25 protein-coding genes, 1 tRNA gene and 2 pseudogenes are annotated in these 24,510 nt (G+C 67.2%); 15 read left to right on the top strand and 13 right to left on the bottom strand.

The annotated features are described in order from the left end of the window. Positions 1–53: 53 nt before the first annotated feature. Together ACFWZH_RS02520 and ACFWZH_RS02515 are read right to left on the bottom strand one after the other, a co-directional pair. Complete coding sequence (locus tag ACFWZH_RS02520; protein ID WP_384424480.1) at positions 54–1,628, bottom strand: sensor histidine kinase; 1,575 nt, start codon at positions 1,626–1,628, stop codon at positions 54–56. Between the two features lie 17 nt (positions 1,629–1,645). Further along, positions 1,646–2,347 carry a response regulator transcription factor gene (locus ACFWZH_RS02515; protein WP_384424645.1) on the bottom strand — a complete coding sequence of 234 codons (702 nt, stop codon included), beginning with the start codon at positions 2,345–2,347 and terminating at the stop codon, positions 1,646–1,648. Positions 2,348–2,744: 397 nt separating this feature from the next. Between ACFWZH_RS02515 and ACFWZH_RS02510 the strand changes: the two genes are divergently transcribed. Beyond that, positions 2,745–3,299 carry an NADPH-dependent FMN reductase gene (locus ACFWZH_RS02510; protein WP_384424478.1) on the top strand — a complete coding sequence of 185 codons (555 nt, stop codon included), beginning with the start codon at positions 2,745–2,747 and terminating at the stop codon, positions 3,297–3,299. A gap of 51 nt (positions 3,300–3,350) precedes the next feature. On the opposite strand, the gene ACFWZH_RS02505 is transcribed toward ACFWZH_RS02510, so the two are convergent. The 3 genes from ACFWZH_RS02505 to ACFWZH_RS02495 form a co-directional block, all read right to left on the bottom strand. Next, positions 3,351–4,226: an amidohydrolase family protein gene (locus tag ACFWZH_RS02505; protein WP_384424476.1), complete on the bottom strand. Its 876-nt coding sequence runs from the start codon at positions 4,224–4,226 to the stop codon at positions 3,351–3,353. A gap of 241 nt (positions 4,227–4,467) precedes the next feature. Beyond that, positions 4,468–5,346, bottom strand: coding sequence for a DUF2797 domain-containing protein (locus tag ACFWZH_RS02500; protein WP_384424643.1), 879 nt, complete (start codon positions 5,344–5,346; stop codon positions 4,468–4,470). Positions 5,347–5,588: 242 nt separating this feature from the next. Continuing rightward, positions 5,589–6,665 carry a GlxA family transcriptional regulator gene (locus ACFWZH_RS02495; RefSeq protein WP_384424641.1) on the bottom strand — a complete coding sequence of 359 codons (1,077 nt, stop codon included), beginning with the start codon at positions 6,663–6,665 and terminating at the stop codon, positions 5,589–5,591. Between the two features lie 148 nt (positions 6,666–6,813). Between ACFWZH_RS02495 and ACFWZH_RS02490 the strand changes: the two genes are divergently transcribed. Beyond that, positions 6,814–7,605, top strand: coding sequence for an NAD(P)H-dependent oxidoreductase (locus tag ACFWZH_RS02490; RefSeq protein WP_384424474.1), 792 nt, complete (start codon positions 6,814–6,816; stop codon positions 7,603–7,605). A 55-nt stretch (positions 7,606–7,660) separates the two neighbouring features. Here ACFWZH_RS02490 and ACFWZH_RS02485 read toward each other — a convergent pair. Then, a tRNA-Met gene (locus tag ACFWZH_RS02485) sits at positions 7,661–7,734 on the bottom strand. Between the two features lie 506 nt (positions 7,735–8,240). Here ACFWZH_RS02485 and ACFWZH_RS02480 point away from each other — a divergent pair. Further along, a complete protein-coding gene (locus ACFWZH_RS02480; RefSeq protein WP_384424472.1) occupies positions 8,241–8,678 on the top strand; it encodes a hypothetical protein in 438 nt (145 codons plus the stop codon). 392 nt (positions 8,679–9,070) lie between these two features. Here the strand turns inward: ACFWZH_RS02480 and ACFWZH_RS02475 are convergent, their stop codons facing one another. The 3 genes and pseudogenes from ACFWZH_RS02475 to ACFWZH_RS02465 all read right to left on the bottom strand — a co-directional run. Beyond that, entirely contained in the window at positions 9,071–9,265 is a 195-nt protein-coding gene (locus tag ACFWZH_RS02475; protein ID WP_384424470.1) for a hypothetical protein, read from the bottom strand. A gap of 219 nt (positions 9,266–9,484) precedes the next feature. Next, positions 9,485–9,673 (bottom strand): hypothetical protein, encoded by a 189-nt coding sequence (locus ACFWZH_RS02470; protein ID WP_384424469.1) that lies wholly within the window; start codon positions 9,671–9,673, stop codon positions 9,485–9,487. A 234-nt stretch (positions 9,674–9,907) separates the two neighbouring features. Then, a pseudogene (locus ACFWZH_RS02465) lies at positions 9,908–10,363 on the bottom strand (UTRA domain-containing protein); the annotation flags it as partial. A gap of 2 nt (positions 10,364–10,365) precedes the next feature. On the opposite strand from ACFWZH_RS02465, the pseudogene ACFWZH_RS02460 reads away from it, so the two are divergent. Then, a pseudogene (locus ACFWZH_RS02460) lies at positions 10,366–10,533 on the top strand (GntR family transcriptional regulator); the annotation flags it as partial. A gap of 715 nt (positions 10,534–11,248) precedes the next feature. Then, positions 11,249–13,423 (top strand): hypothetical protein, encoded by a 2,175-nt coding sequence (locus tag ACFWZH_RS02455; protein WP_384424467.1) that lies wholly within the window; start codon positions 11,249–11,251, stop codon positions 13,421–13,423. A 113-nt stretch (positions 13,424–13,536) separates the two neighbouring features. Here ACFWZH_RS02455 and ACFWZH_RS02450 read toward each other — a convergent pair whose 3' ends face one another. After that, entirely contained in the window at positions 13,537–14,106 is a 570-nt protein-coding gene (locus ACFWZH_RS02450) for a DUF4145 domain-containing protein (protein ID WP_384424465.1), read from the bottom strand. Positions 14,107–14,393: 287 nt separating this feature from the next. On the opposite strand from ACFWZH_RS02450, the gene ACFWZH_RS02445 reads away from it, so the two are divergent. Then, the gene (locus tag ACFWZH_RS02445; protein ID WP_384424463.1) at positions 14,394–14,537 is read left to right on the top strand and encodes a hypothetical protein; all 144 of its coding nucleotides are present in this window, start codon (positions 14,394–14,396) and stop codon (positions 14,535–14,537) included. A gap of 139 nt (positions 14,538–14,676) precedes the next feature. Here the strand turns inward: ACFWZH_RS02445 and ACFWZH_RS02440 are convergent, their stop codons facing one another. Continuing rightward, positions 14,677–15,039, bottom strand: a complete 363-nt coding sequence (locus ACFWZH_RS02440) for an NUDIX hydrolase (RefSeq protein ID WP_384424461.1) — start codon at positions 15,037–15,039, stop codon at positions 14,677–14,679. On the opposite strand from ACFWZH_RS02440, the gene ACFWZH_RS02435 reads away from it, so the two are divergent. Beyond that, the gene (locus tag ACFWZH_RS02435; RefSeq protein WP_384424649.1) at positions 14,929–15,171 is read left to right on the top strand and encodes a hypothetical protein; all 243 of its coding nucleotides are present in this window, start codon (positions 14,929–14,931) and stop codon (positions 15,169–15,171) included. The two genes, ACFWZH_RS02440 and ACFWZH_RS02435, sit on opposite strands and share 111 nt — an antisense overlap. A 345-nt stretch (positions 15,172–15,516) precedes the next feature. On the opposite strand, the gene ACFWZH_RS02430 is transcribed toward ACFWZH_RS02435, so the two are convergent. Continuing rightward, positions 15,517–16,923, bottom strand: a complete 1,407-nt coding sequence (locus ACFWZH_RS02430) for a hypothetical protein (RefSeq protein WP_384424459.1) — start codon at positions 16,921–16,923, stop codon at positions 15,517–15,519. A 201-nt stretch (positions 16,924–17,124) separates the two neighbouring features. Next, on the bottom strand, positions 17,125–17,604 hold the full coding sequence (locus tag ACFWZH_RS02425) for an NUDIX hydrolase (protein ID WP_384424457.1): 480 nt from the start codon (positions 17,602–17,604) through the stop codon (positions 17,125–17,127). Positions 17,605–17,620: 16 nt separating this feature from the next. Between ACFWZH_RS02425 and ACFWZH_RS02420 the strand changes: the two genes are divergently transcribed. From ACFWZH_RS02420 to ACFWZH_RS02385, 8 genes are all read left to right on the top strand, one after another. Next, entirely contained in the window at positions 17,621–18,400 is a 780-nt protein-coding gene (locus ACFWZH_RS02420; RefSeq protein ID WP_384424455.1) for a GntR family transcriptional regulator, read from the top strand. Positions 18,401–18,875: 475 nt separating this feature from the next. Continuing rightward, complete coding sequence (locus ACFWZH_RS02415) at positions 18,876–19,688, top strand: DUF4097 family beta strand repeat-containing protein (protein WP_384424453.1); 813 nt, start codon at positions 18,876–18,878, stop codon at positions 19,686–19,688. Positions 19,689–19,740: 52 nt separating this feature from the next. Further along, on the top strand, positions 19,741–20,199 hold the full coding sequence (locus tag ACFWZH_RS02410) for a DUF3307 domain-containing protein (RefSeq protein ID WP_384424451.1): 459 nt from the start codon (positions 19,741–19,743) through the stop codon (positions 20,197–20,199). A gap of 98 nt (positions 20,200–20,297) precedes the next feature. Further along, on the top strand, positions 20,298–20,588 hold the full coding sequence (locus ACFWZH_RS02405; RefSeq protein ID WP_384424640.1) for a hypothetical protein: 291 nt from the start codon (positions 20,298–20,300) through the stop codon (positions 20,586–20,588). Then, positions 20,585–21,448, top strand: coding sequence for a protein spdB (locus ACFWZH_RS02400; RefSeq protein WP_384424449.1), 864 nt, complete (start codon positions 20,585–20,587; stop codon positions 21,446–21,448). Before ACFWZH_RS02405 ends, ACFWZH_RS02400 begins: the two co-directional genes overlap by 4 nt. Further along, a complete protein-coding gene (locus ACFWZH_RS02395) occupies positions 21,448–21,789 on the top strand; it encodes an RRQRL motif-containing zinc-binding protein (protein ID WP_384424638.1) in 342 nt (113 codons plus the stop codon). Before ACFWZH_RS02400 ends, ACFWZH_RS02395 begins: the two co-directional genes overlap by 1 nt. After that, positions 21,789–22,106, top strand: coding sequence for a hypothetical protein (locus tag ACFWZH_RS02390; RefSeq protein WP_384424447.1), 318 nt, complete (start codon positions 21,789–21,791; stop codon positions 22,104–22,106). Before ACFWZH_RS02395 ends, ACFWZH_RS02390 begins: the two co-directional genes overlap by 1 nt. 104 nt (positions 22,107–22,210) lie before the next feature. Beyond that, positions 22,211–24,313: an FtsK/SpoIIIE domain-containing protein gene (locus tag ACFWZH_RS02385; protein WP_384424445.1), complete on the top strand. Its 2,103-nt coding sequence runs from the start codon at positions 22,211–22,213 to the stop codon at positions 24,311–24,313. Positions 24,314–24,510: the final 197 nt, after the last annotated feature.

Here is a 24,510-nt window from a genome sequence, read left to right as displayed (position 1 = left end):
GCCGTGTGCTGAGCCTGTGCCGGTGCTGTGCGTCGGCGGTGCCGCCGGGTCGATCACACCGCGGCGACGACCGGGCGGCTGCCGGAGGCCGCCACCGGGAGCGTCACCGTGAACACCGTCCGGCCCGGCACGCTCTCGACCTCGACCGTGCCACCGTGCGCGGCCACCACCGCCTGCACGATCGCCAGCCCGAGGCCGGTACTTCCGGCGGCACGCGACCGCGAGGCGTCACCGCGCGCAAACCGCTCGAAGACGTGCGGGAGGAGCTCGGCCGGAATACCGGGCCCGTCGTCCTGCACCTCCAACCGCACCACGCCTGCGCGCACGCCTCCCTGAACGCCCCTGTCACCGCCCTTGGGGGCGTCATCGTCAGCGCCTCCGTACGCGCCCTCCTGCCCGGCGCCCTCCTGCCCGGCGCCGCGCACCCGCGCCGTGACCGTCGTCCCCTCCGGGGTGTGCGTACGGGCATTGGCCAGCAGGTTCACCAATATCTGGTGCAGCCGGCCGCCGTCGCCGTACACCAACACCGGCTCATCGGGCAGTTCCAACCGCCACCGGTGGTCGGGCCCGGCCACTCGTGCATCGCTGACCGCGTCCACCACCAACGGCGAGAGATCGGTGCTCTCATACGAGAGCGGGCGCCCGGAGTCGAGCCGGGCGAGCAGCAGCAGGTCCTCCACCAGCCCCGTCATCCGCTCCGCCTCCGACTCGATCCGCCCCAGGGCGTGCCGCGTCACCGGCCCCGGCCGTTCGTCCCCGCGCCGGGTCAGCTCGGCATAGCCCCGGATCGACGCCAGCGGCGTACGCAGCTCATGGCTGGCGTCGGCGACGAACCGCCGGACCCGCGTCTCGCTCTCCTGGCGGGCCGAGAGCGCCGAGCCGACATGCCCCAGCAGCCGGTTCAGCGCCGCACCGACCTGTCCCACCTCCGTACGCCCGTCCGCCTCGGACTCCGGCACACGGACGTGCAGCACCACCTCACCCTGGTGGAGGGGGAGTTCGGAGACACGGGTGGCGGTGGCGGCGACCCGGCGCAGCGGCCGCAGCGCGAAGCCGACCATGGAGGAGCCGGCGATTCCGGCCGCGATCAGCCCGGCGGCCGTCACACACTCCTCGATGACCACGAGCCTGCCGACCGTGCCCTGGACACGCGCGAGCGGCAGTCCGAGCAGCAGCGAGCCGTCCTTGGCGGACCTCACGCGGTAGTCACCGAGCCCGGGGATCTCGGCGGTGTGCGGCCTACCGTCCCGTGGTACCGCGCTCAGCGCCCTGACCTGGCCCCGGGTCAACCCCGCCAGTCGCTCGCCCGGCTCCCGGCTCGTCGAATCGCTCAGCTTCGCCGCGAGGCCGACCGTGCCGTCGGGTCCGATCAGCGCCCCCACCGTCCCCAGCGGCTGGCCCCCCATCGCCACGAAGTCCAGCGGTCCGCCGCGCGGAGGAGCATGCAGCCGAAACCCCTGCGCCCGCTCGACGGATTCGCCCAGCTGCTTGTCCAACTCGCCCTGCAGATAGGAGTGCAGCGCGATCGTCGTCACCACCCCGATGACGGCTCCGACGACGGCGATCAGCGCCACGGCCGACACCACGAGCCGCGCCCGTAGCGACCAACGGCGCCGGGGGCGGGACACGCCGCTCACCACCCGCCTTACCCCACCGGCTTGATCAGATAGCCCGCGCCCCGCCGGGTGTGGATCATCGGCTCCCGCCCCGCGTCGATCTTGCGCCGCAGATACGAGATGTACAGCTCCACGACGTTCGCCTGACCGCCGAAGTCATAGCTCCAGACCCGGTCGAGGATCTGCGTCTTGCTCAGCACCCGCCGCGGATTGCGCATCAGATAACGCAGCAGCTCGAACTCGGTGGCCGTCAGATGGATCTCCTGGCCGTCCCGCCACACCTCGTGGCTGTCCTCGTCGAGCACCAGATCGCCCACGGTCAGCCGCGATTCACTGCGTGCGGCGGCCGCCCCGGCCCGCCTCAGCAGCCCCCGCAGCCGGGCCACCACCTCTTCCAGGCTGAAGGGCTTGGTGACGTAGTCGTCGCCCCCCGCCGTGAGCCCGGCGATCCGGTCCTCGACCGCGTCCTTGGCGGTCAGGAACAACACCGGCACGTCCGGCAGCTCACGCCGCAGGCGCCCGAGCACCGTCAGCCCGTCCATGTCGGGCAGCATCACGTCGAGCAGCACCGCGTCCGGCCGCCAACTGCGCGCACAGCGCAGCGCACCCGCGCCGTCCCCCTCCGAGCGTATGGCCCAGCCCTCGTAGCGCAGCGCGAGGGACAGCAGATCGGCGAGCGAGGACTCGTCGTCCACGACCAGCACCCGTACGGGGCTGCCGTCGGCCCGCAACAGCTCCGGCTGCTTGCCGGGCGCACCCGTGGAAGACGAGGCCGCTGCCGGCACACGAAGGGGAGCTGAGGACGACGAAGTCACGGTCATGCCCTCGAGCCTGACCCACCCTCGTGAGAGCTTCCTTTCCCCTTTCTGTGAATCTCCTGAGAAACCAACTCCCCGTGTTCCTCCCCCTTGTTCCTCCCCGCGCCCCTCTCCCCCGTCGGTCCCCCGTCCCCTGTCCCCTGTCCCCTGTCCCCCGCCGCAGCGGACCTGGGCCGCCCCCCGCGCGGTCCAGGTCGATCACCACTTCCCAAGCATTGCACCCACCACTGACAATCGCCCTGACCTGCGCTTTCCCCTCATCCGAGGGGCCTCCTCGGCCGCGCTGCGCCGCACCCCGTACCGTCACCCCATGAGACTCCTCGCCCTCTCCGGCAGCCTGCGAGCCCGCTCCTCCAACGGGGCGGTACTGCGTTCCGCCCTCGGCTTCTGGGACGGGCCGGTCACCACCGCGGACATCGGCGCACTGCCGCACTTCAACCCCGACCTGGACGGCGAGGACGCCACTCCCCCCGCCCCCGTCGCCGCCCTGCGCGGGGCCGTTGCGGCCGCCGATGCGCTGCTCCTCGTCAGCCCCGAGTACGCGCACGGGGTCCCCGGCGTCCTCAAGAACGCGCTCGACTGGCTGGTCAGCAGCGGCGAATGCGTCGACAAGCCGGTCGCGGTGCTCACCGCCTCCCCGTTCCCCACCGGCGGCGACCACGCCAACGCCCAGCTCCGCGAGACCCTGCGCATGATGACCGGCGAGGTCGTCTCCGCCGCCTGCCGCGAAATCCCCGCCATCGGCCGGAAGATCGACGCCGTCACCGAACGGGTCGCGGACGAGCCCACCCTCGCCGACCTGGCGACGGCCATGGCTCATCTCGCCGCAGCCGTCACCGCCCCGTCCGGCCCCGATCCGGCCTGACGCCTCGTGTGATCGGGTGCCCGCAGCACCGGTCCCGGCCCGCCCGCCCCCTCACACGCCGAACAGCCGCGCCGCATTCCCGTAACAGACCCCCCGCAGCCACTCGTCCCCCATCTCCAGCCGGGTCAGCGCCTCCAGCGCATGGGCGTACCCGTAGGGGATGTTGGGGAAGTCGCTGCCGAACAGCACCCGGTCGCCGAGGTCCCCGAGCCGGCCGCGCTCCGCCCGCGGAAAGGGCGCGTCCCGCTCGGAGAAGTCCGTGAAGGCCATCGTCGTGTCCAGGTGCACGCCCGGATAGCGCTGCGCGAGGTCCAGGAAGTCCGCGTACTCCGGCATCCCCATGTGCGCGATGATCAACCGCAGTCGAGGGTGGCGGGCCAGCAGCCGCGCGATCGGCTCGGGCCCGGTGTGCTTCCCCGGCACGGGCCCCGACCCGCAGTGGACGACCACCGGCACGTCCGCCTCCGCCACGGCGCCCCACACCGGGTCGAGCAGCGCGTCGGCCGGGTCATAGGCCCCCACCTGCACATGCGCCTTGAAGACCCGTGCCCCGTCGGCCAGTTCGTCGCGGACATACGCCGCGGCCGTGTCCTCCGGGAAGAACGTCGCGGTTCGCAGGCAGTCGGGCGTACGGGCCGCGAAGTCGGCAGCCCATCCGTTGAGCCACCGCGCCATCCCCGGCTTGTGGGGGTAGACCATCGACGTGAACGCCCGTACGCCGAAGCCGCGCAGCACCTCCAGCCGCTCGTCCTCCTCGAAGCGGTACTCGATCGGCCATCTGCGGCCCACCAGCGGCCCGGCGGCGTCGAAGTACGCCCAGACCTTCGCCATCACCCGCTCGGGCATGAAGTGGGTATGCACATCGATCAGCCCCGGCAGCCCCAACCCGCGCCAGAACGCACCGACCCGCTCATCGCCGTCCGCCACTGAGGCCCCCTCCTCGACGCTTCCGACCCTCGCGCGGGCCGCCCACGTCCAGACCTACCAGGCCCGCCACAGGGCCCACCAGTCCCACTCGGTCTAGCCGGTCCCACTCGGCCTGGCCAGCTCCGCTCGGCTCACTCGGCCTGCCCGCTCGGCCCGCCCACTCGGCCTGCCCACTCGGCCCGCCAGGCTGCCTACTAGGTCCACCAGGCACCGAAGAGGCCCTGCCACCCCCTCCCCCGGCTCAGAACAATCCCTCCTGCTCGCCCTCCCGCTCCCTCATCCGGGACACCGCCGCGCGGACCGGGACGGTCGTCACCCGCCCCGAAGCCGCCCCCAGCACCCACCCCGCCAACCCCCTGGCATCGAGCACCGCAACCACCCCACCGGCCGCTCCACCGGCCGCTCCACCGACCACCCCTGCCGCCTCCCCGGCCGCCTCCCCCTCGACCTCCCCGGCCAGCCGCACATACACATCCGGGCCCACCCCGGCCAGCACCTCCCCCACGATCTCCGCGCCCGCCGTCATCGCACCCAACTCCGCCACCTCGTGCGGAATACGGTCGAGCCCGAACAGCTCCGTATGGTCCGTACAGGCGAACGCCACCGGCTCCAGCGCTTCGGGCCAGCCCGCCAGCTCCCTTGCCCTGCCGTGCAGTTGGGCCAGTTCGGCGGCCCGCTCCGGCACGGGCGGCAGCGCCCCGCGCGCCGCCCGCTTCGCCGCCTTCGCGAACCGGTCGGGCACCCCCAGCGCGCTCCCCAGCAGCGCCTCCGCCCGCCGCGCCGCCATCAAGGGCCCGCGCCCCAGCCAGGCGTACGCCACCGCGCCCTGCTCCACCAGGCGCGCCGAGCCGCGCTCGGCGGCCGTGATCCCCACTTTGAGCAGACCGGGACCGAAGTACGCGAGATAGACGCCGTACGGGCGCGGATCGTCGGCCATGGTGTCGGCGGCCACCGACCGCGAACGGTCCAGCTGGGCACAGCGCGCGCACTGGTCCTTGGCGCTCGCCCCGTCGAGCACCGCCGCATACGGGCAGACGATCCAGCCCCCGGCCCGCCGCACCCCCAGGCAGCGCCGCTCCCCCTGCGCGGCGAACGCCAGCCGTTTGCCCGCGGGGAGCATGCTGACCCGCTCCTCGCCCCGCTCGGCGCAGTACCAGCCGAGCCGCTGCCCGAACGGCCCCTCCGGCCCCGGCACCGACCCCGTCCCCTTGCCCGACCCGCCGCCTGACCAGCGTGGTCCCGTACACCGCCACACATCGCCAGCGTACGACCGCCCACTGACAACGCCCCGCCACCGCACCACACCCCGCCCGCCCGGCCCCGGACTCCCCGCGCCGCCCACCGCACCAGGCCCCCCCACGCTCACGCCACCAGCCCACCACCACCGCTGCCGCTACCGGCGGCCCCGCCCCCAGCCCCCCGAAACGTGCTCCGATACGCCCGCGGCGACACCCCCAACGCCGACTGGAGATGCGCGCGCAGCGAGGCCGCCGTCCCGAAACCCGCCTCCGCCGCGATCCGGTCCACCGTCAGCTCCGTCTCCTCCAGCAACTGCCGTGCCCGTTCGATCCGTTGCTGGGTCAGCCACTGCAGCGGCGAGACCCCGACCTCCTCCCGGAAGCGCCGGGTGAAGGTCCGTACGCTCATCGACTCCCGGGCGGCCAGCTCCCGCAGGCTCAGCGGCCGGTCCAGGTGCTCCAGCGCCCAGGCCCGTGCCGCCCCGGTGGAGGACACCTGCGGCTCCGGAATCGGCCGCCGGATGTACTGCGCCTGACCGCCCTCCCGGTGCGGCGGCACGACCGTCCGCCGCGCGACGTCATTGGCCACCGCCGCACCGTGATCACAGCGGACCATGTGCAGACACAGATCGATCCCCGACGCGACCCCGGCCGCGGTCAGTACATCCCCTTCGTCCGTGTACAGCACATCCGCGTCCAGCTCGACGGCCGGGAACAGCCGTCGGAAGTCGTCCACCGACCGCCAGTGCGTAGTCGCCCGCCGCCCGTCCAGCAGCCCGGCCGCGGCCAGCACGAACGCCCCCGTACAGATCGACGCCACCCGGGTGCCGGGCCGGATCCGCCGCAGCGCGTCGGCCATCGCCGCGCCCAGCAGCCCGGCACACCGCTCCTCCCCCGGGTCGTAGTCCGCGTTGGCCGCCGGCACGACCACGGTGTCGGCCTCCGCCAGCGCCTCGGGACCGTGCGCGACGTTCACCGTGAAGTCGGTGTCGGTACGCACCTCACCGGGCCGCAGCGCGCAGGTCACCAGCTCGTACAGCGGCTCCCCGGCGGCCGACCGGGCCTCCCCGAAGATCCGGTGCACGATCCCCACCTCGATCGGCAGCATCCCGTCCCGCACCAGCACGGCCACCCGGTGCCGCCGCCCCTCACCACCCGCCGACCACCCCGAACCCCCACCACGCCCCTCCACCACACCCATCACACCCACCGCACCCATCACGCCCGCCTTCGCCGCCTCACGCCCCATGGCCCATGGCCCATGGCCCATGGCCCATGGCCCGATCCTTGCACTCTATGACCATCCGGCCACTCGTGCGCCGTCCCGCCCACCCCGGACAGTGGACGCCATGAAGGTCCTCTGGCTGTTCGCACACCCCGACCAGCGCTCCCTGAGCGGCGCCCTCAAGACGGAGGGCCTGCGCACCCTCGAAGCCCACGGCCACCAGTACCGCGTCTCCGACCTGTACGCCATGAAGTGGAACCCGGTGGTCGACGCCGACGACTACGGCCACGACCCGTCCGACCGCCTCCTGGTCGGCGAGGCCTCCGAACGCGCCTACACCAACGGCCACTTGAGCCCCGACATCGCCGCCGAACAGCGCAAACTCACCTGGGCGGACACCCTGATCGTCCAGTTCCCCCTCTGGTGGTACGGAATGCCGGCCATCCTCAAGGGCTGGTTCGACCGCGTCTTCGTCAAGGGCTTCGCCTTCGGCCTCCACGACGCCGCCACCGGCCGCCCCCGCCGCTACGGCGACGGCAGACTCACCGGCAAGCGCGCCATGGTCATCACCACCGCCGGCGCCCGCGCCGCGACCCTCGGCCCGCGCGGCGTCAACGGCGACCTCAACGACCTCCTCTTCCCCCTCCAGCACGGCACCCTCTGGTACACGGGGATCTCCGTCGTCCCGCCCCTCCTGATCCCGGGCGCGGACCGCGCCACCCCCACCGCCTACGGGACCGCCGCCGCCCGCCTACGGGAGCGCCTGCACACCCTCCCCACCGCCGAGCCGCTCCCCTTCCGGCACCAGAACACCGGCGACTACGACGACGACCTCCTCCTCCACCCCCACCTGACCCCGACCCCCACCGGCCCGGCCGCCCACTACACCTCCCCACCACCCCCGACCCACGACTGAACGCAAAAAAGCCGTAGGCCCAGTGGACACAAATCCACTGGGCCTACGGCATCAGTAGCGGGGACAGGATTTGAACCTGCGACCTCTGGGTTATGAGCCCAGCGAGCTACCGAGCTGCTCCACCCCGCGTCGGTTCCCCGAACACTACGCGACTCCCGCCCCAACGCCTAATCGTTTTTCCCACCCCACCCCCACCGCACCCCCGACCACCACCCAACTCCCCCCGACACCCCACCCTCCACGACCTCCCCACAACCACCAACCGCCGCCCACCAACCGCCAACCGCCGGCCGCCGGCCGCGCGACGCACACCGGGCGCCCACGCCGACACCACCCACTGACGCCGAAGGCCCCCTGGACGATGTCCAGGGGGCCTTCGATCTCTGTGCGCTCGGCAGGATTCGAACCTGCAACCTTCTGATCCGTTGCTCTAACTAGATCGGTCAGCGAAGGTCGTATCGGTCACTTCACGGCCTCGTGGGCGCATTGAGAGCCGTGATGGGTTGCGGTGGTTGCTGTACTCCGCTGCTGTACAGCAACCACCGCCCCACAACCCGCTACCGGGCTAGCAGCTGATGTTGATCAGTACCGGAAGGGAAGGTGCCGTGTGATTCGGCCGACCTAGCCTCTTGAGCATGCGCATAGATCAGATCGGGCCCTGGCTCCAGGAGCATGATGCCGCCCCGCAGCCTGTGCTCCTGTCGGCCCAGTTCGATGCGTACCTCAGCATGCTCCCGTGGACAGGCAGCGGGATCGACTGGCGAGACCTGCCACACCGCTCACTGGCGCTGTACGGCGTCTCGGATGACGAGGTCGTGAAGTGGGCTCGGCAGACACCTCTGGCCTTGCACACCCATGTCCTCGTCATCGACTCGGCCACCGAGCCGGGAGTGCTGTGCCGCTTCGAAGACGCCATGCGGGACTTCGAGCTGCTGTCCAACCGACCCGAGCTATACATGTGTGGCGCCGACCTCGTGAATGGCGACGTACGGCCGGCCCTTTCCCGCTTCATCGAGCGGCGGTCGTTCATGATCCTCAACGCCCGGGTCTGCGATCGGCTGCGGCTGACATGACAGGTCGACCACCGCCTTACAAGTTCGTTCTAAGTGCAGCCACGGCCTCTGCCCGGGTGACCAGTAGGGCCGCCCAGGCTCGCTCAGAACCACTGCTGTTCGCCGACGTTGATGTCAGCTGCGGATGTCAGCGGACCGCCCCGACTGGCTCGATCACATCGGCCCATACGCGAGTTGTCCAGGGGTTTCCGCCTACCCCAAGCCGCGCAGCCACTACGTCATCAAGGAAGCGTGCGTTGGAGATCTCCAGGGCCTCATGCGGCCACCAGAAGGAGTCACATTCAATGCACAGGGAGAACAGAGACCCGTCGTCCTTGAACCGGTAGGGATGAACCCAGTCCTGACCGCAGCACGGACACTCTGGAAGCTGTGTGTGCATACACGTCGCCGTTTCAGATCGAGCGGAAGGCGCTCGGGTCGGTTCCCGGCGGAAGGCTCCTGGTCATGTTGACGTAGACCGGACCGTAAGGAGTGGTGGTCTGCCACGCCTCCCACTGATCTAGATCGTGGGAGCAGAACCTCTTCAAGAAGCTGAGGAACTCCTTGAACTCATCGTCCGACAGTCGACCGTTCTCCACCTGGTCCATGCACCGAGGCTAGACGATCGTCCCAGGACAGGAGCAGACCTCCAAGCCCTGAGCTTGGGAGGCTGCAGCCGTCTGTTGCCCGTTCGGGCGCTGAACCGCGCGATCGACTGATCCGCGGCTTCGTCGGGCTCGGCCGCCTTGACCGTGCTTACCCGCTGTTCCCTGCGTGATCTGGTGCGTTTGTGGTGCACGCTCTCACCATCCACTCCTCGGCGGCGCCTACCGCTTCTGAGCTTTGTACCGCCTCATCAGAGCAATGATCCGGGCCTGGTTCGCCTGGCCGTTGAGCTCGGCAAGGAGATCGTCAGGGCACAACTCGTAGAAGTCGCCCCACCAACGACGCCCTCGGTTGTCCCAGATCCGGTAGCCGCCGGGTACACCCCTGGCAACGTAGCGTCTCCTGCTCACCGTCCTCCTAATTTCCGGTACGGCCCGTGCCGTCCTCCCGCTCCGTCATCCCCCAACGCATGACCGTACGCAGGCTGGGGCCCTCCGGCGAGGCAATAATGCAGCGGCCCGCCCACACCCTTTCCAGGTGTGCTGGTGGGCTGGATGAGTTGGAGGGTGCCATTCAGCAGCGTTCATGGCCGGCAGGCCCATAGGTGAGCCATGCATTGGAACCCGTCGGAACGCCCGGCTCCACTAACGGCTAATGGGGATCTCGTAGACGATCTCGCACAGAGCGGCGGGGACGACGATGTTCGCCGTCTCCACGGGCCGCCCCTGGTCGCTGTAGTACGTCCGCCGAATGTGCGTGACGAGGCTGGCCTTTTGGATGCCGAGGAGTGACGCCTCCTCGGCATTGGCTTGCCGCGGCTCCGGCTGCTCCACAGCGTGGCTGACGGTGATGCCGATCTGGGCCATGCGGTTCACCACAACCACCCCGGCGTGCGGCCCACCCTCCGGGAGGACGACGAGCGTGCCGGCCGTGAGGTCGTACGGGTCCCAACTCGTCGACAGCTGCACCGGCTTGCGGTCGGCGAGGAACTCGTACACGGTGCGGACGTACAGGTCGCCCTCGTCGATACCGAGGCTCGACGCGATCTCGGCAGGTGCCGGCACCTTCGCCTCGGTCCGGCTTTCCCAATCTCCCTGCTTGTCGCGCTGGCCCTGGCACATATGTCGCCACCCCTCGGCAGCGCGTACGCGTTGTCCGTTCGTCGGCACACGAGCAGCCCGTTGGCTCCCCGTTCCGCGCGGACATGAAGGCCGTCGGCGCGAGTGGTGTCCGACCCCATGGGACGCGTGGTCGAGGCCGCGCTCCTGCTGCTTCCCGGAGATCGCGCCGACGCACTCTTCACCACCCACCACATGCCCCATGAGAGGACGAGCGGACAATGACGCCCCACAACGAACTGCGGCTACTCCCGTGGTCAAGCCCCGACGGCAGGCCCTGCTACTTGAGCACCGAGGACAGCGGCGGCGGCTTTCTATCCCCGAACGAGCTACGGCTGCTGGTGATGGACATGGCCGGGGCTTTGCGTGACGTGCGTCGCGTAGCGATCAGCCGCGGTCACCGCCTCCCGCCAACAGATCCTCCCGCGTGCGAGGGAGGCGAAGTGGACACTCAGCTGCCGGCGGCGGCCTTCGGCTAGCAGCGACACGTAGGACAACAGGGGAACCCCAGCGTCACTCCATCTGCGCCCTGCCCCGCAGCCTCCTTACGCTCAGCCACCACGTACACGAACCACGGCCCCCGATGCATGGGGCACCAACAAAACCGACACCATTCCACACCAGATTTTCCGGCGTCATGGCACAGTTCCTTGCCGAATGTAAAGAGGCGCGGCGGCCCAAATTGGTGCATGGGGGCACGCCTGGGGGCCCACGGGCCCCACGCGCCCCCCGCACGTTCAGGCGCGAGCCTGGCATGACAAGCCGGCGAGAGGCACCCTGCTGACGTTGAGCACTGATCAAAAAAGCGAATCGCGAGACAGGGGAAGGGCCACTGTGTTAAGTGTGTAAGTTCAGATAATCTTCGGGGTGGGGGCAAACGTGCTTCTCAGCGATCTCGCGCAACTGTGCGGAGTGCAAGAATCTTGGGTGGGCCTCATTTCAGACGCGCAGGGCGTTCGCGAAGAGTGCACGCCTCAGGGTAATTATGTAGTTCCTGAAGTGCGAACAGTGCGAGCCAGCGACCCACTGACCCCTTCGCTGATTCTGATTACCGCCCCGGCATCTGTAGGAAAAACCACGGCGGCGAGATACCTTAGTCTCACGCTTAAAGCACCTGTCCTTGATCTGTCAACACTCCACGTAGGCAGCAACACACTGGAAGGTGCTCTTTGGAAGTCGATGGGCGCAGGCGCATCTGGCCGCTTCGTTGAAGAGATGAAAGCGGGGCGTGCGACACTGATCATTGACGCTCTCGACGAAGCCGAGATTCGCTCAGGGCAGGCGAACTTCCATGCATTTCTCCACGGCGTGGCAGAAACGGCAGCCGATATGTCAGGCCGGCCAGCGATGATCATGCTGTCTCGCGCCGAGAGTGCTAGGTCTCTAACGGATCTCTTCAATGAACGGAGGATTCAATATTCGCACTTCGAGATCCTCCCCTTCGGGCGTACCCAGGCTGAAACCTATCTTAACGATCGAATGGTGGAGGTTTATGCAGCATCAAGTAAGGAGGCCATTCACCACCGCTATGTTGCACCGTTCGAGAAGGCCCGCGACGCTCTTTTTATCCGCCTATCGTCAGTGATTTCAAGTGGTAGCTCCGATATCTGGAATGACTCGGCAGTTCGTGACTTTCTCGGCTACGCTCCGGTGCTGGATGTGGCTGCAGAGTTTCTGGCAGTGGATAACTTCACGACCCTCCACCGCGAGTTCTCATCCTCTGACGCGGCAGAGGGAACGGCTCACTGGCACTTGGTTGCCCAAGTTATTGACCACCTGCTGATTCGCGAGCAGGAAAAATTCGTGACTCAATTCACCAAGACCTCCGAGTTTGAGTCTTTCGGCGCCCGCCGCTTGTCGTTGACTTTGTACACTCCTGAAGAGCAATGTGCGCGGCTTCTCGACTATGTCGAGAGGGTCTCAGTGCCAGTAGATCTTCCGGCCCACTTGCCCGAGCGCTTGCGGGAGCCGTACGAATCTGCTGTCCATAGCCAGTTGGCGAACCATCCTTTCTTGCGAGAATCCGGTTGGTTCAACGTGATCTTCCGTGATTATGTTACGGCGCGCTCGCTCGCAAGCGCCACCATGTCAGGCGATTCCGGTGTATCCATTCGCAATCGACTCCTTTCCGCAGAATGGAAGCATTCGCCGATGTTCGCTTACTTCACGCATGCCCTGACTCAGGTCAAAGGAGGATCTGTTTCCACCTGTCATTCCGAGCTTTTCGGCGCTCTCTATGAGTCTTTTAAGTCAATGTGTGTTGCGGACGACATCCTGTATTTCACAGCTGGGAGAAAAAGCAACAGGATCTATGCCACCTATGCCGTCCTCTCGAAGAGGGGAGAGGAGACCCAACTGGCTACGAGGCCGCTCACTTTTGCCTCGTTCGAAGGGAACCTAAGTCTGACGTTTCCGCGGGAGTTGAGTCATGCTGAAATCTATGAAGTTCCCGACGTAATGCTTGGCGGTGAAGGTAACTCCTTCAAGTTCGGGCCGAGCGTTTATATTTCCTGTCAAGACTTGCTGGTAGCGGCTAAAGACGTACAAGTATTTGGAGCAGGGGATGAGGGCGAGGCTCCGGTTTTGCTCAATGTGTCTAATCTCATCAGCGACAATGTTCGGATTCGCGTTGAATCCACACGCCTTCACGTCCTGTGTGAAGATTTGTCGTATCCCTGGACCCAGTATCAGAAGAAGGTAGATCCGACCGTTCTTCGATCAAGCGCCCGCGAGGCGTGGGCTCTCTATCTGGAGATGCGGCGAATTGTGCTGCGCTTTAAGGATGCGAAGAAGGGGGAGGCTGCTCTCTACCAGCCACTTGTGGACAATCTGGTCATCGGGGAGAACCGGCGAGCTCGCACGGCACTCGACTTTCTGCAATACATTGGCTGTGTAGAGCTGCGCAACAGTATGTACCTATTGGACCTTGCAGAATTTGCAAAATTGGGGATTTCACGTCCGCAGCTCCGTGATCTTGAGCTTTCTCCTCAGGTGTTGACTGCGAGTGAGAGCCTTGTGGAGTTTGCCCGCCGAAGGGGCTAGTGGTTCGCCGGCATAGTGACAAATCATCGTGCGCGCTACGCGCCTAAATGTGATGCGGCCCAGCCCTCACAGGAGGGAAGGGCCGCCATCTGGAACTACAAGGGGGGCTACTTCTATTGTGTTCGGGTGGAATTTGTCGCCGTTGATTTTCCGTCAGTCGCTAGTTCTTCGAGTTCGCCTGGAATTTCGAACAGGTTTCGGAGGAGCTGAGTCGTGAAGCGAAGCGCCCGCTCTGCTGCTTCCTGATCTACCCGTTCATCGCTGGCGTGTGCGCCTACATTCCCAATAGATCGGATGTGGTGAAGGAGTGGGGCGAATGACTGTGTGACGTGACCATCGGCGATCAGTTTATCGATGCTCCTCATGAGGATCTTCTCTTTGATCTCATAATGAGCGGCGGCAGCTTCTAGAGTTCGTCTGAGCTGTACTGCTGCGGCATCCGGTACGCCAACACGGAGGACCCGTAGAGCATCTTTGTAGTAGCGAGACACGTCATCTGGCAGGTGTTTGATGTCCGTCTCGGCATGCTTGGCAGTTGGGACAACCTCATACGCCCTGATGTCATCAGAGTCAGGCGCGCCGTGGCGTACCATTACGGCATTACCGCAGGCTGGGCACCCGAGAGTCGCCCAGAATTTTCGCTGACCCCATTTGTCGACCACTAATTGATCAGCGGTGATCATCGTCAGTCGCGTATTGGTGAGACCGCACCATGGGCAATCTCGGAAAGAGTGTCGCTCATCCCAAGGCATGGGAAGAAGAATATCCAAGCAGCGCGGTTACGAGGAGGCTTTTGCGAAGGTCGGCGGAGCGGGTTTGGCCGATGTCCTGCCCGGTTGGGGTCGAGCATGATCAGGGGGCCGTACGCTGGCCGGCAACTCGGGCAGGTTTGTGAGCTGCCCGGAATTTGAACAGGTGGCTCCCTGGTCTTGCTCGACGCGGGCCCCGAACCGGGGAGGTGGCTAAAGCCGTGGAGCCGACCGTCCCCACCCCCGGCCTGGTCTTTCGCCCCCTTTTGGGCGCGGACAGCGACGGCGCGCGGCCCGGTGACGAAGGCAAGGAGGGTGGCGCGGCGGCGACGGCCGGCGCCGCCGCGCGTGCGCGGCACCTCTGATCTCTGACCTGACTGCTTGCAGTTCCAGGGAGGCCGGGAACGTTAACGCTCCTGCGTCAACGTGTGGTGTGCTCCTGAACTGCCCCTACCGCGGGGCCTGGAAGCGAGCGCAGCGAGCCTTGATGAAGTAGGGAAAGTTCTATCGCGCCGGCGTCAGCCGCTTGCCGTCATGGCTCCGCACGTGAGGGCCGGCCCCATCTAGGGCATCGAGGAACCGGATCGCGTAGACCTCGGACATGGACTCGGCCACCTCGTCGGGCGTGAGCCAGGTGACCGCCGTCGACTCGCTGGAGGTGCGTTCCTCGCCACCGACCGGCTTGCAGCGGAAGACCAGGGCCACGATGCCTCGGGCCGTGTTCTTGTAGACCCCAGTGAGCTCGTCCACCTCGACGTGGATGCCCGTCTCTTCCCAGACCTCGCGCCGTACGCCGGCCTCCGGGTCATCCCGCTGCGGAACACCCGGCACACCTGCAGCTCGCTGCTGGTCGCCCTGAAGGTCCACCCCAAGGTTGCTCAGCGCATCCTGCGGCACTCACAGATCGCGATGACGATGGAGGTCTACGCCGAGGCGAGTGACGAAGAGGTGCGCTCGGCCCTGGGCCAGCTCTCCGAGGCGATGGGTGGCACCGGCTGAACTGGTTGCTGTACTTCGCTGCTGTACGGCACGTCAAAGCCCCCTCCGGGAGATCCCGGCGGGGGCTTTGACCTGCTGTGCGCTCGGCAGGATTCGAACCTGCAACCTTCTGATCCGTAGGCGGGTGCACATGCATCCCACAGGGTGCGCCGCACCTTCTGCAGCCCACCGTTCGCCGCCTTCCCCTATGCGCTCGTCGCCCGACGTACGCCAACGTTGATGTCAGAGACTGATGTCAGTCGGACCACCTCGGCAGATAGACGGCTCTCAGGGCCGTAAGCTGCGCGTTGCCCGGTGGGAGTAAAGGTCACGGGCAGTATGGATGCTGACCGCACTTGCTGTTTCCTACTGAAGCACGCCTTTTAGCTCATATCCCGTCAGCAGTTGTGGCACTTCTAGATAAGAATGGGCACGCTCAGAGGCTGTTCGATTCACCTCTTCACCGAATACGACAGAAACGCTAGACAGTCCTTCAATGTATTGCGGACCATTCACTAGGTGCCCATGACTCGGCCGCGCCGTGCGATTGAGTTCATTGAAGACCTTTTTGGCATCCGGAGAAACCTTGTCAGTGGAGATGATGAAGGACCGATCAGACCCATATCGCACGGTTCTATAATTAAAGGGATGAGCGTCCCCAGCCCCAAATTCGCGATCCTTAAGCTCGATCAGCCAGAGCTCACCCATGAAGTCCACAATAATGTCGACTTCCTCACCAGATTCCTCCAGGTTCCAGTAGATGGAACTCAAAGGAACTCCGACGCTCACGAGTTTATCGGTCACCCAGTAGGTCATCCAATTACTACTGTTGCTCAATTCTCGGCCGAGCGAAGAAACGGAATGCCCCTGAATGACGAGCTCGTCCTTGAACTTTCGCGAACAGCTCGCACATGTGAGCCCAGAAACGGATTCAACGTCCAGCGCTTCGACCGAGCTAACTCGGATCAGCATCGAGTTCGTCTTCCTGCACTGCAGAAGGTGCTCAGACTTCACAAGCCCGCCTGACTTGAGGACCTCAAGGGCCTCTTTGGTTTCCTCCGCCTTGGCTCCTCTGCGAGCAAGGATGTCGGTCTCCCGAGCAAATCCAGCCGTTTTGAGCTCCAGAAGCAGTGATCTATTTGAGTCATTCTCAAGGATAAGGGCTGCCGCGAGCCTGACGGGATCCAGTTCCGCTTCGGCTACGCTGAGGTCAATTCCTTCCTCATCAAACCGCTTCTTAATTACCTCAATGCGACTCCGCGGCGCCTGACGAGCGCGCCAATCATAGGAGAAATGGCGCACTCTACGACCGTCGACTGTAGCCGAAATTGCAGTCTCGACGTCATTCACGAGGTTCTTCAATTTTTCTTCGATCGAGTCATTCTGGGCAGAAACGATCCCGATTTGCAGAATCTTCTTCTCGTGAATAGTCCTCCGCATTCCCGCCAAGGTAAAGTAGAGCTCTTCGGTGTCATCGAACCGCAACCGCGGCATTCGGCGAGAGACGATCTGCACGTAGTAGATGTCGCCACCTCGAAAGAAGACTTCCGAAACCCCCAAGGGGGAGAATATCCCCTCTCTCCTGATGCTACCGAGCCTGGCCACGTCTACTCCCCCAGAACGCGCAAGCTTTTGGGTGCTCTCTTCGGAGTGGCCCTGAATTCCGTTCCACCCTTGCCTGCGAAGCTCTCTGACGATCGGGGTAAAGTCGTTGATGGTCACAGCGACGTCAGAGGACATAGCATGTCCGCGCAGCATCATCTCACCGTCCAAAGCAGCGGAGAATAGATACTATCTACCGCTTCTTTAGGCGACCGCAACCTGTTTCGCATCTTTCGCTGCGGAGCGGGTCCGGCCGATGCCCTGCCCAGTCTGGTCGAGCATGGTCGGAGGCCGCCCGTACGCCGCTTGGCAGCCGGGGCGAGCTGTGGACCTGATCAGTCATGTCCTTGGTCGACCCGCCGATCTCCGACGTCAAGCTGACGGATACCCCTGGGACAGCAGCCGACAGCCATCATGGGCGCGCACCTGCGCGCCCATGGCATCGAGCGCATCAAGAACCCGCACCGCGTAAGCCTCCACCATGTGGCGCTCAACCTCTTCGCGGGTGAACCAGCGCACGTCAACGGACTCGTCCGACGTACGCTCCTCGCCGCCCGCAGGTCGACAACGGAAGACCAGGGCGACGACGCCGCGCTTCATGTTCTTGTAGACGCCGGTCAGGCGCTCCGTCTCGACCTTGATTCCGGTCTCTTCCAGGACCTCTCGGCAGGCGCCTTCCTCGGGCCTTTCGTCCAGTTCAAGGACGCCGCCCGGAGCTTCCCAGGCGCCGTTGTCCGCACGCTTGATCACGAGAACGCGGCCGTCTTCGCGGACCACGACTCCAGCCACCGAAACCGAGTGAAGCGACATTGACCGGCCTTCCCGGTTAGCGTTACTCATGTACAGGAGCATAGGAGGACTGAAGGACATGGGCACAGCAGCCTCTAGAGACTCAGGTCAGCCACGGTACCTACAGATCGCGGAAGACCTGGCTCAGCAGATCAGGTCCGGAGTCCTTCCCGCAGGAGCCAAGGTTCCCAGCGAGTCGGAACTCATGGCCCGCTACTCCGTGTCCCAGGGCACGGCGCGCAAGGCCGTGGCGGAGCTCCGGCCCACCGGCTTGATTGACACCCACCACGGCAAGGGCTCGTTCGTGAAGAGCCAGCCGCCGGTACGCCGTAAGTCGTCCGACCGCTTCCGCCGGTCCCACCGCAAGGCCGGCAAGGCGGCCTACCTCGCGGAGTCCGAGCAGGCCGGGAAGACTGCAGGCGTGACGGTGCTGTACGTCGGTCCCACCGAGGCGCCCGAGGAGATCGCGGAGCGCCTGGGCGTCACCACCGGCACGAAGGTGCTGGCGCGTCGGCGTCTGTACTTCAGCAACGGGACGCCGACGGAGGAAGCGACGTCGTACCTCCCGTGGGACATCGCCGAGGACATCCCCGAGCTGCTCGCGGAGAACCCTGGAGGCGGTGGCATCTACGCGCGCCTGGAGGAGAACGGGCACATGCTGAAGGAGTTCACGGAGACCGTGCGCGCCCGACTCGCCACGAAGCAGGAGACCGGTGCCCTGAGCCTGAGCCCCGGCTCACCCGTGATCCACCTGATCCGGAACGCGGAGAGCGAGGACGGCCGGGTGGTCGAGGTCTGCGACACCGTCATGGCCGCTGACCAGTTCGTTCTCGACTACCGCATCCCTGCGGGAGACTGACGCCGACTCAACTCCTCCAGCCCGTCGCGAAGAAAGCCCTCGCGGCGGGTTGACTCATGTAAAGGAGTTGGGCATTCTCATGGCAGCAACTCCTGCACATAAGTACATGAGTGAAGGAGTTCAGGGGCCATCTGCCCCGTGCATTGCCTGCCTGGACGCCTTTACCGGCGCCCAGGTGCACCACCACCCAGGAGCCCCGCAGCGGACGGGGGGAGGCGGCCCGGCGCCTTGTCATTCACCGGAGGGCTTAGACCGAAAGGTCACGTCTCCATACGCCTGAAACGGGAGCGCGCTCCCGAAGGAGACACCGCATCACCCGCCCCGATGGTCGTGGGCAGGGTTCGACTCCCTGCCGGGGCACTTGGCCGACCGCTTCTTGCGGTTCCGGCCCTCGCACCCGGCGCGGCGGCACTCCCGGACAAGGACAGCCCGCCGCGCCCGGTCTCTCTATCCCGACGTAGTCAGGAGTTCTTCCATGACCGAGCGCACGATCCCCGTGAACGCCATCGGCCCGATTGCCCTGGACCTGACGATGAACGCGGGCAGCATCCGCGTCGTCGTCGACCCGGCGCTGAAGCAGGCGCGGGTGGTGCTGAAGACCGAGGCCACCTCGGGCCCGTCCGCCGATGCGATCCGCGACACCGCCGTCAGCCTCACAGGGCAGAACCTCAGGGTCCGCGTCCCGGACGCGGCCGGCGGCATGAGCGGCAGCACCACCATCCGCATGGGCGGCAGCACCATGACGTTCTCCGGCGGTAGCGGAGTGCAGATCGTGGGCGGCAACGTCTACGTCTCCGGTAACGGGGGCGGCAAGGTCTTCGTCAACGGCCGCGAGGTCACCGCCACCGGCCCGGCCGGCGACGCGGTCACCCCGATCACCGCCGAAGTCCACCTGCCTGCCAGGTCCGTGGCGCTGATCAGCACGCACTCCGCCGACACTGTCGTCACGGGCACGCTCGCCCGGCTGGAGTACGACGGCACCTCCGGGTCCCTGGTCGCTGACCGCGTTGGCGATCTGGACGTCACAGCCACCAGCGGCAGCGTCATCGTCAACGAGGTCACCGGCCCGCTGGACGCCAACCTCACCTCCGGCAATCTCGGAATCGGCGCCTACAGCGGCCACGCCGCCCGGCTGAACCTCACGTCCGGCAACGTCCGGATGGCCGCGACGGCGCAGGCCACCGGCCGTCTCACGGTCAGCGCCACCTCGGGCTGCGCGCGCATCACGGGCGCCTCGCACCTGAACGTCCGCCGCCGCGTGACCAGCGGCTACGTCCAGATCAGCTAGCACCCGCACCGCGCCGCCCACCCCCTTTCTCTTCGGACAGGAGTCCGCCACCGTGCACGCTGCCCTCTTCGCCGCCGTCTTCATCGCCCTGTACGTCGCGCACGTTCTGGGAGACCACTGGGTGCAGTCGTCCTGCCAAGCGTCCACCAAGGGTGACGAGGGCTGGGCCGGTCGCCTGGCCTGCGCCCGCCACGTCGCCACGCTCACCCTGACGAAAGCCGTCGCCCTGGCCGTCGTCGCCACGCTGCTCCACCTGCATCTCACCCTGACCGGCATCGCCATCGGCATGACCGTGGACGCCGCCTCCCACTACTGGGCGGACCGGCGCAGCACGCTCCTTTGGCTGGCCAAGGCGCTGGGCCGCGCCGGATACCCCGAGTACGTGACCGTCGTGCGCCGGCCTGGCGAGGAGGCGGACACCACGGGCCCCGGCACCGGAGCATTCCACCTCGATCAGAGCTGGCACCTCCTGTGGCTGCTGGTCGCCGCGCTGGTCATCGCCACCGTCTGACCCCTGGTTCTTCGCGGGGCGGTCGCACTCCCGGACAAGGACAGCTGACCGCCCCGCGCCATCCCGACGTACCTGACAAGGAGAGATCCACCATGCGCATGCGCACTTTCGTCGCTGGTCAAGAGGCGGCAAACGAGACGGAGTTCGTTGAGCTGGCGCTCGGCATCGACGTCGATCTGTTCCGTGGCCCGCTGGAGAAGGAGACGGACCAGGAGCGGCGCGCTCGCCGGGACGTGGCTAGCGAAGTCCTGCGGGACTTGCGGGAGTCGGCCGAGTCCGGCGACGAGGTCGCCGGTTGGGACGCCCTGTACGCCGACGCATTGACCCGCACGGTGCCGTTCGTGCGGGCCGCTCGCGCCCAGAGGGCGGGGACGGGAGCAGCGGCATGAAGGGCAAGACCGTGCTGCCCGCCGTGGCGATGACGGCGGTGTCCATGGTGCTCACCCTGGCCGTGGTCGTGATGTGGCTGGGCACGGCCGTGCCGTGGCCCGTCGCGCTGGTCGTCGGTCTCGGGATCGACGGCGGCTGGCTGGCGACCCTCGCCTATGAGCGGCGGCTTGCTGCGCAGGGCGACCACAGCCGCGCGGTGACGGCCGTCGGCTGGTCGTTCGGGCTGGTCGCTGCCGGTGTCCTGGTCGCCCACGCCCTCACCGCCGACGACGCGGCGGGCGCGTGGCTGGCCGTGGCGTGGCTGCCGATCGCGGCCAAGGCCCTGTGGCTGGTCCACGGGCTGTGGGAGCGCACGGCGCTTACTCCGACGGCGCTGGAGTCGATCCGGGGTATCCAGCAGGAGGCCCGGGACGAGGCGGCCGTGGCACGCGCCCGGCTCCACGCTGAAGCGGCTACGGAGGAGACCCGGCTGACGGCCGTGACGGGGGCCGGGGCGCGCGTCGCACGCGTCCAGGCCGTGACCGCCAAGACGCTCTCCAAGGCGTGGTCGACGCTGGAGACGACACGGGCGAGCGAGGAGACCGGCAAGGCGCTGACCAGCGTGACGACCCCCGTCACGGTCGGCGTCACACCCCGCTGGGAGCTTCCGGTGTGGGGCCCCTCCGAAGCGGTCAGGGGCGCCGCCCTTGAAGCGGCACCCACTCTCACCGATGAGGCCCTGGACGCGGTGGTGGAGGAGATCCGTACTAGCCGGACACCGCCCTTGTCCTACCGGGAGATGTCCGTTCACTTCCGGGCGGCCGGCCACTCCGCCGCCGAGTTCCGCTTGCGCGCCGCGTGGAAGCGCGTGGCCGCGTGATGGGGGCGCTGCTGGTGTTCCGGTGGCGCCTTGCCCCTGACGGGTACGCCACCCGCCGCCAACTGCGGGCGCGTGGCCTGCGCCCTGGCGGTCAGGACGTGGCCGCTCAGCTCGAACGGCCGCGCCGCCGCCGGAGGCCACTGGTCGCCTACCTCTACCGCGTCGACCTGGCCAAGCCGGTCCGGCCGATGACGCCGGGCCGGTGGGCGGCGCTTGCGGCGGCGAACCGCGCCCGCCGCACCTGCCCGCAATGCCGGACGGATGCGGGCTACGTCATTCCCACGTCGCTCGGCACCTGCGTGCCCTGCGCTTTCCCTTCTACCCCTCCTAGGAGTGCGTGATGGGCAACTCCGACCTGCGCCGTCTGAACCGCGAGATCCGGGCTACCGAGAAGAAGTTGGAAGCAGTTCGCCGGGGCGAGTTGTGGCCGATGAACGGTCGTGAGCGCCGGGCTATGGCCCGCGCCCTAGCCAGCGGCTCCTACCGCGCCGCCCGGGGTCGCAGCACGGGCCGTGCCGAGGAGCAGATCGACTCCACCGGCAGCGCTGCCGAGATGCGGCTGAACGCGGAGCTGAGCGCCCTGCACGGCGAGCGTCAGCGCCTCATCACCCAGGCCGCCCGCGCCAAGGCGGCGAAGAAGTCTTCCGGCTGGTTCTGACCAGCCACAACAGCGGGGTGGCCGCTCTTTCCACGGACCCGGCCACCCCGCCTCTCCCTTCAACAACTCCCGCCCCCGAGGGGGCAGTCAGGAGAACTTCCAGCATGACCGAGAACGTCGTGCACCTCCACAAGGCCACCGACGCCGCCCCCACGGTGTTGACCGTGGTGCCGGACGCCCCGCCCACGCGGCCCGTGCCGCTATGGGTGCGCTCCGGGCGGGGCGTGAGGCACGTAGTCACCCACGACACCACCAAGACCGCCGCTCGCGCCGTGGCCCGGCACAGCCTCTACACCTTCAACGGGGGCCGGATCGTGGGCCGCCGCACCTGGGACGGCCGCACCGGCGCCCGCTACGAGCGCATGATGCGGGCCGCCGAAGCCGCGGGGAACCTGGAGATGGCGGAGGAGTGGGAGGAGAAGCTTCAGCGCTTCCGTACCGCTCGCCACCATCGCCGCATGGACCTGCTCCACTCGCCCGTGGAGGCCGCGAAGGGTGCGGCGGTCGGCGCTGGCATGAGCATCGGTGTCCTGGTCGCCCTGGGAGTGGTGATGGCCCTCAACACGGGCCACCTCGGGGACGTCATCACGCCGCTGTCCGCGACGGTCGACTTCATCGCCCTGCTGATCCGGATCGTGCAGGTCGTCTGGGGCCCGGCACTCTCGCTCGGCCCGTTCTTGGCTCTGCTGGCCCTGTGGTCGGTCGGCCGCAAGCAGCACGCCGCCCCCGCCTGGGCACTGCCCGCCAACGTCCGCAACGGCGAGGGTGAGCCGATCACGCCGTCCATCGTGGTCAAGGCCCTGCGCGACCTCGGAGTGCCCGCCCTGGCGCGAGCCATCAAGGAGATGGGCGACGCCGGCGCCTCCATGCTCGGCCCGATCCGGATCGCCGGATGCGGCGTTGAAGTCGACGTCACCCTGCCCTCCGGGGTGTCGACCAACGAGGTACAGGGCAAGCGCCGCAAGCTCGCCGAGAACCTCACCCGGCACGAACACGAAGTGTTCATCACCATCCCCCAGGCGGCCCGCACGGTCCGGCTGTGGGTGGCCGACTCCGGGGCGCTGGACGAGCCGATCGGCCCGTCGCCGCTGGTCACCGACGACACGATGACCGCCGACTACGCCAAGGGCCGCGCCCCCTGGGGCCAGGACCTGCGCGGGGACGCTGCCGCGCTGAGCCTCTACCAGCGCCACCTGCTCATCACGGGCTTGTCCAACCAGGGCAAGACCGTGGCCCTGCGCTCCCTGGCCCTGTGGCTCGCGCTGGACAAGTCGGTGCAGTTCCTCATGGGTGACCTCAAGGGCGTGGGCGACTGGGCCATGTTCGACGGGCTCGCCACGACCTTGATCCAGGGCCCGACGGATGAGCACGTGATCCAGGTGACCGAGATGGTTGAGGGCGCGGTGGACGAGATGAACCGCCGCATCCAGGCCCCGCCCGGCACCGTGTTCCCGCCGCTGATCGTGCTGGTCGACGAAGCGCAGGTCGCTTTCATGTGCCCCGCCAAGGACGCCGAAAAGCGCCCCTACGGCGGGTCCAAGGCCAACTCCCGGTACTTCATGGCCGTCCGGAAGATCCACAACCAGGGACGGGCCGTGAACGTCCTGATGTGGCAGGGCACCCAGGACCCGACCAACGAGAACCTTCCCAAGCTGGTCCGCGAGGGCGCCCACACCCGCGCCTCCCTCGCCCTCGGCACCGAATCCCAAGCCCGCATGGCCCTCGGGGACAAGGCCGTCGACGGCGGCGCGGCACCCAACCTGCTGCGTCCGGGCCTGGACCGGGGAACCCTGGTCGTCGCCTCCGACGGCATCACCATCCCGGCCGGACAGTCGTCCATCACCGTGCGCACGCACTACATCGACGACGACGCCGCCGAGAACATCACCGACCGGGCCAAGGCCCTGCGCGACGGCGTCACCACCCTGCACGCCACCAAGCGAGAAGAAGAGCACGACCGGCTCGCCGACATCGCCGCTGTCATCGGCGACGCACCCCGCGTGCGGACGAAGGACGTGCTGGCACGGCTCGCCACGCTCAACGCGGACGCCTACGGCGGCTGGTCGTTCATCGACCTCAAGCGCGTCCTGGACGACGCCGGCGCGGAGCCCTACAAGTCCGACGGCGTCATGGTCGTCGCCCGTGACCGCATCGCCCGCGCCCTCGCCAACCGCGACGGAGACGGTTCCGCTTCCGTCGACGGATGACAGGGAGCGCACCGCCGACGGGTCAGGGAGGCAGGGAGAACTCCCTGAACGCCTCCCTGACCCGCCTCCCTGGCTCTGACCTGGACAAATGATCGTTCAGGGAGTCAGGGAGGCACGCAGGTCAGGGCGCCCGAAACACCCTCCACAGCACCCCCGGCAGGGGGCGCCTCCGCCTCCCTGAGCCGACCCTGGAAGGG

It is taken from the genome of Streptomyces sp. NPDC059008 (assembly GCF_042749045.1).
GTDB lineage: Bacteria > Actinomycetota > Actinomycetes > Streptomycetales > Streptomycetaceae > Streptomyces.
This window is presented reverse-complemented; position numbering and strand designations above follow the sequence as displayed.

Excerpts from the sequence above, each read along its gene's own strand:
- ACFWZH_RS02510 (WP_384424478.1), top strand. The coding sequence starts at position 2,745 with ATGAGACTCCTCGCCCTCTCCGGCAGCCTGCGAGCCCGCTCCTCCAAC.
- ACFWZH_RS02500 (WP_384424643.1), bottom strand. The coding sequence starts at position 5,346 with ATGCTCCCCGCGGGCAAACGGCTGGCGTTCGCCGCGCAGGGGGAGCGG.
- ACFWZH_RS02495 (WP_384424641.1), bottom strand. The coding sequence starts at position 6,665 with ATGGGTGTGGTGGAGGGGCGTGGTGGGGGTTCGGGGTGGTCGGCGGGT.
- ACFWZH_RS02490 (WP_384424474.1), top strand. The coding sequence starts at position 6,814 with ATGAAGGTCCTCTGGCTGTTCGCACACCCCGACCAGCGCTCCCTGAGC.
- ACFWZH_RS02480 (WP_384424472.1), top strand. The coding sequence starts at position 8,241 with ATGCGCATAGATCAGATCGGGCCCTGGCTCCAGGAGCATGATGCCGCC.
- ACFWZH_RS02475 (WP_384424470.1), bottom strand. The coding sequence starts at position 9,265 with ATGGACCAGGTGGAGAACGGTCGACTGTCGGACGATGAGTTCAAGGAG.
- ACFWZH_RS02450 (WP_384424465.1), bottom strand. The coding sequence starts at position 14,106 with ATGATCACCGCTGATCAATTAGTGGTCGACAAATGGGGTCAGCGAAAA.
- ACFWZH_RS02425 (WP_384424457.1), bottom strand. The coding sequence starts at position 17,604 with ATGCTCCTGTACATGAGTAACGCTAACCGGGAAGGCCGGTCAATGTCG.
- ACFWZH_RS02420 (WP_384424455.1), top strand. The coding sequence starts at position 17,621 with ATGGGCACAGCAGCCTCTAGAGACTCAGGTCAGCCACGGTACCTACAG.
- ACFWZH_RS02415 (WP_384424453.1), top strand. The coding sequence starts at position 18,876 with ATGACCGAGCGCACGATCCCCGTGAACGCCATCGGCCCGATTGCCCTG.
- ACFWZH_RS02405 (WP_384424640.1), top strand. The coding sequence starts at position 20,298 with ATGCGCACTTTCGTCGCTGGTCAAGAGGCGGCAAACGAGACGGAGTTC.
- ACFWZH_RS02400 (WP_384424449.1), top strand. The coding sequence starts at position 20,585 with ATGAAGGGCAAGACCGTGCTGCCCGCCGTGGCGATGACGGCGGTGTCC.
- ACFWZH_RS02395 (WP_384424638.1), top strand. The coding sequence starts at position 21,448 with ATGGGGGCGCTGCTGGTGTTCCGGTGGCGCCTTGCCCCTGACGGGTAC.
- ACFWZH_RS02390 (WP_384424447.1), top strand. The coding sequence starts at position 21,789 with ATGGGCAACTCCGACCTGCGCCGTCTGAACCGCGAGATCCGGGCTACC.
- ACFWZH_RS02385 (WP_384424445.1), top strand. The coding sequence starts at position 22,211 with ATGACCGAGAACGTCGTGCACCTCCACAAGGCCACCGACGCCGCCCCC.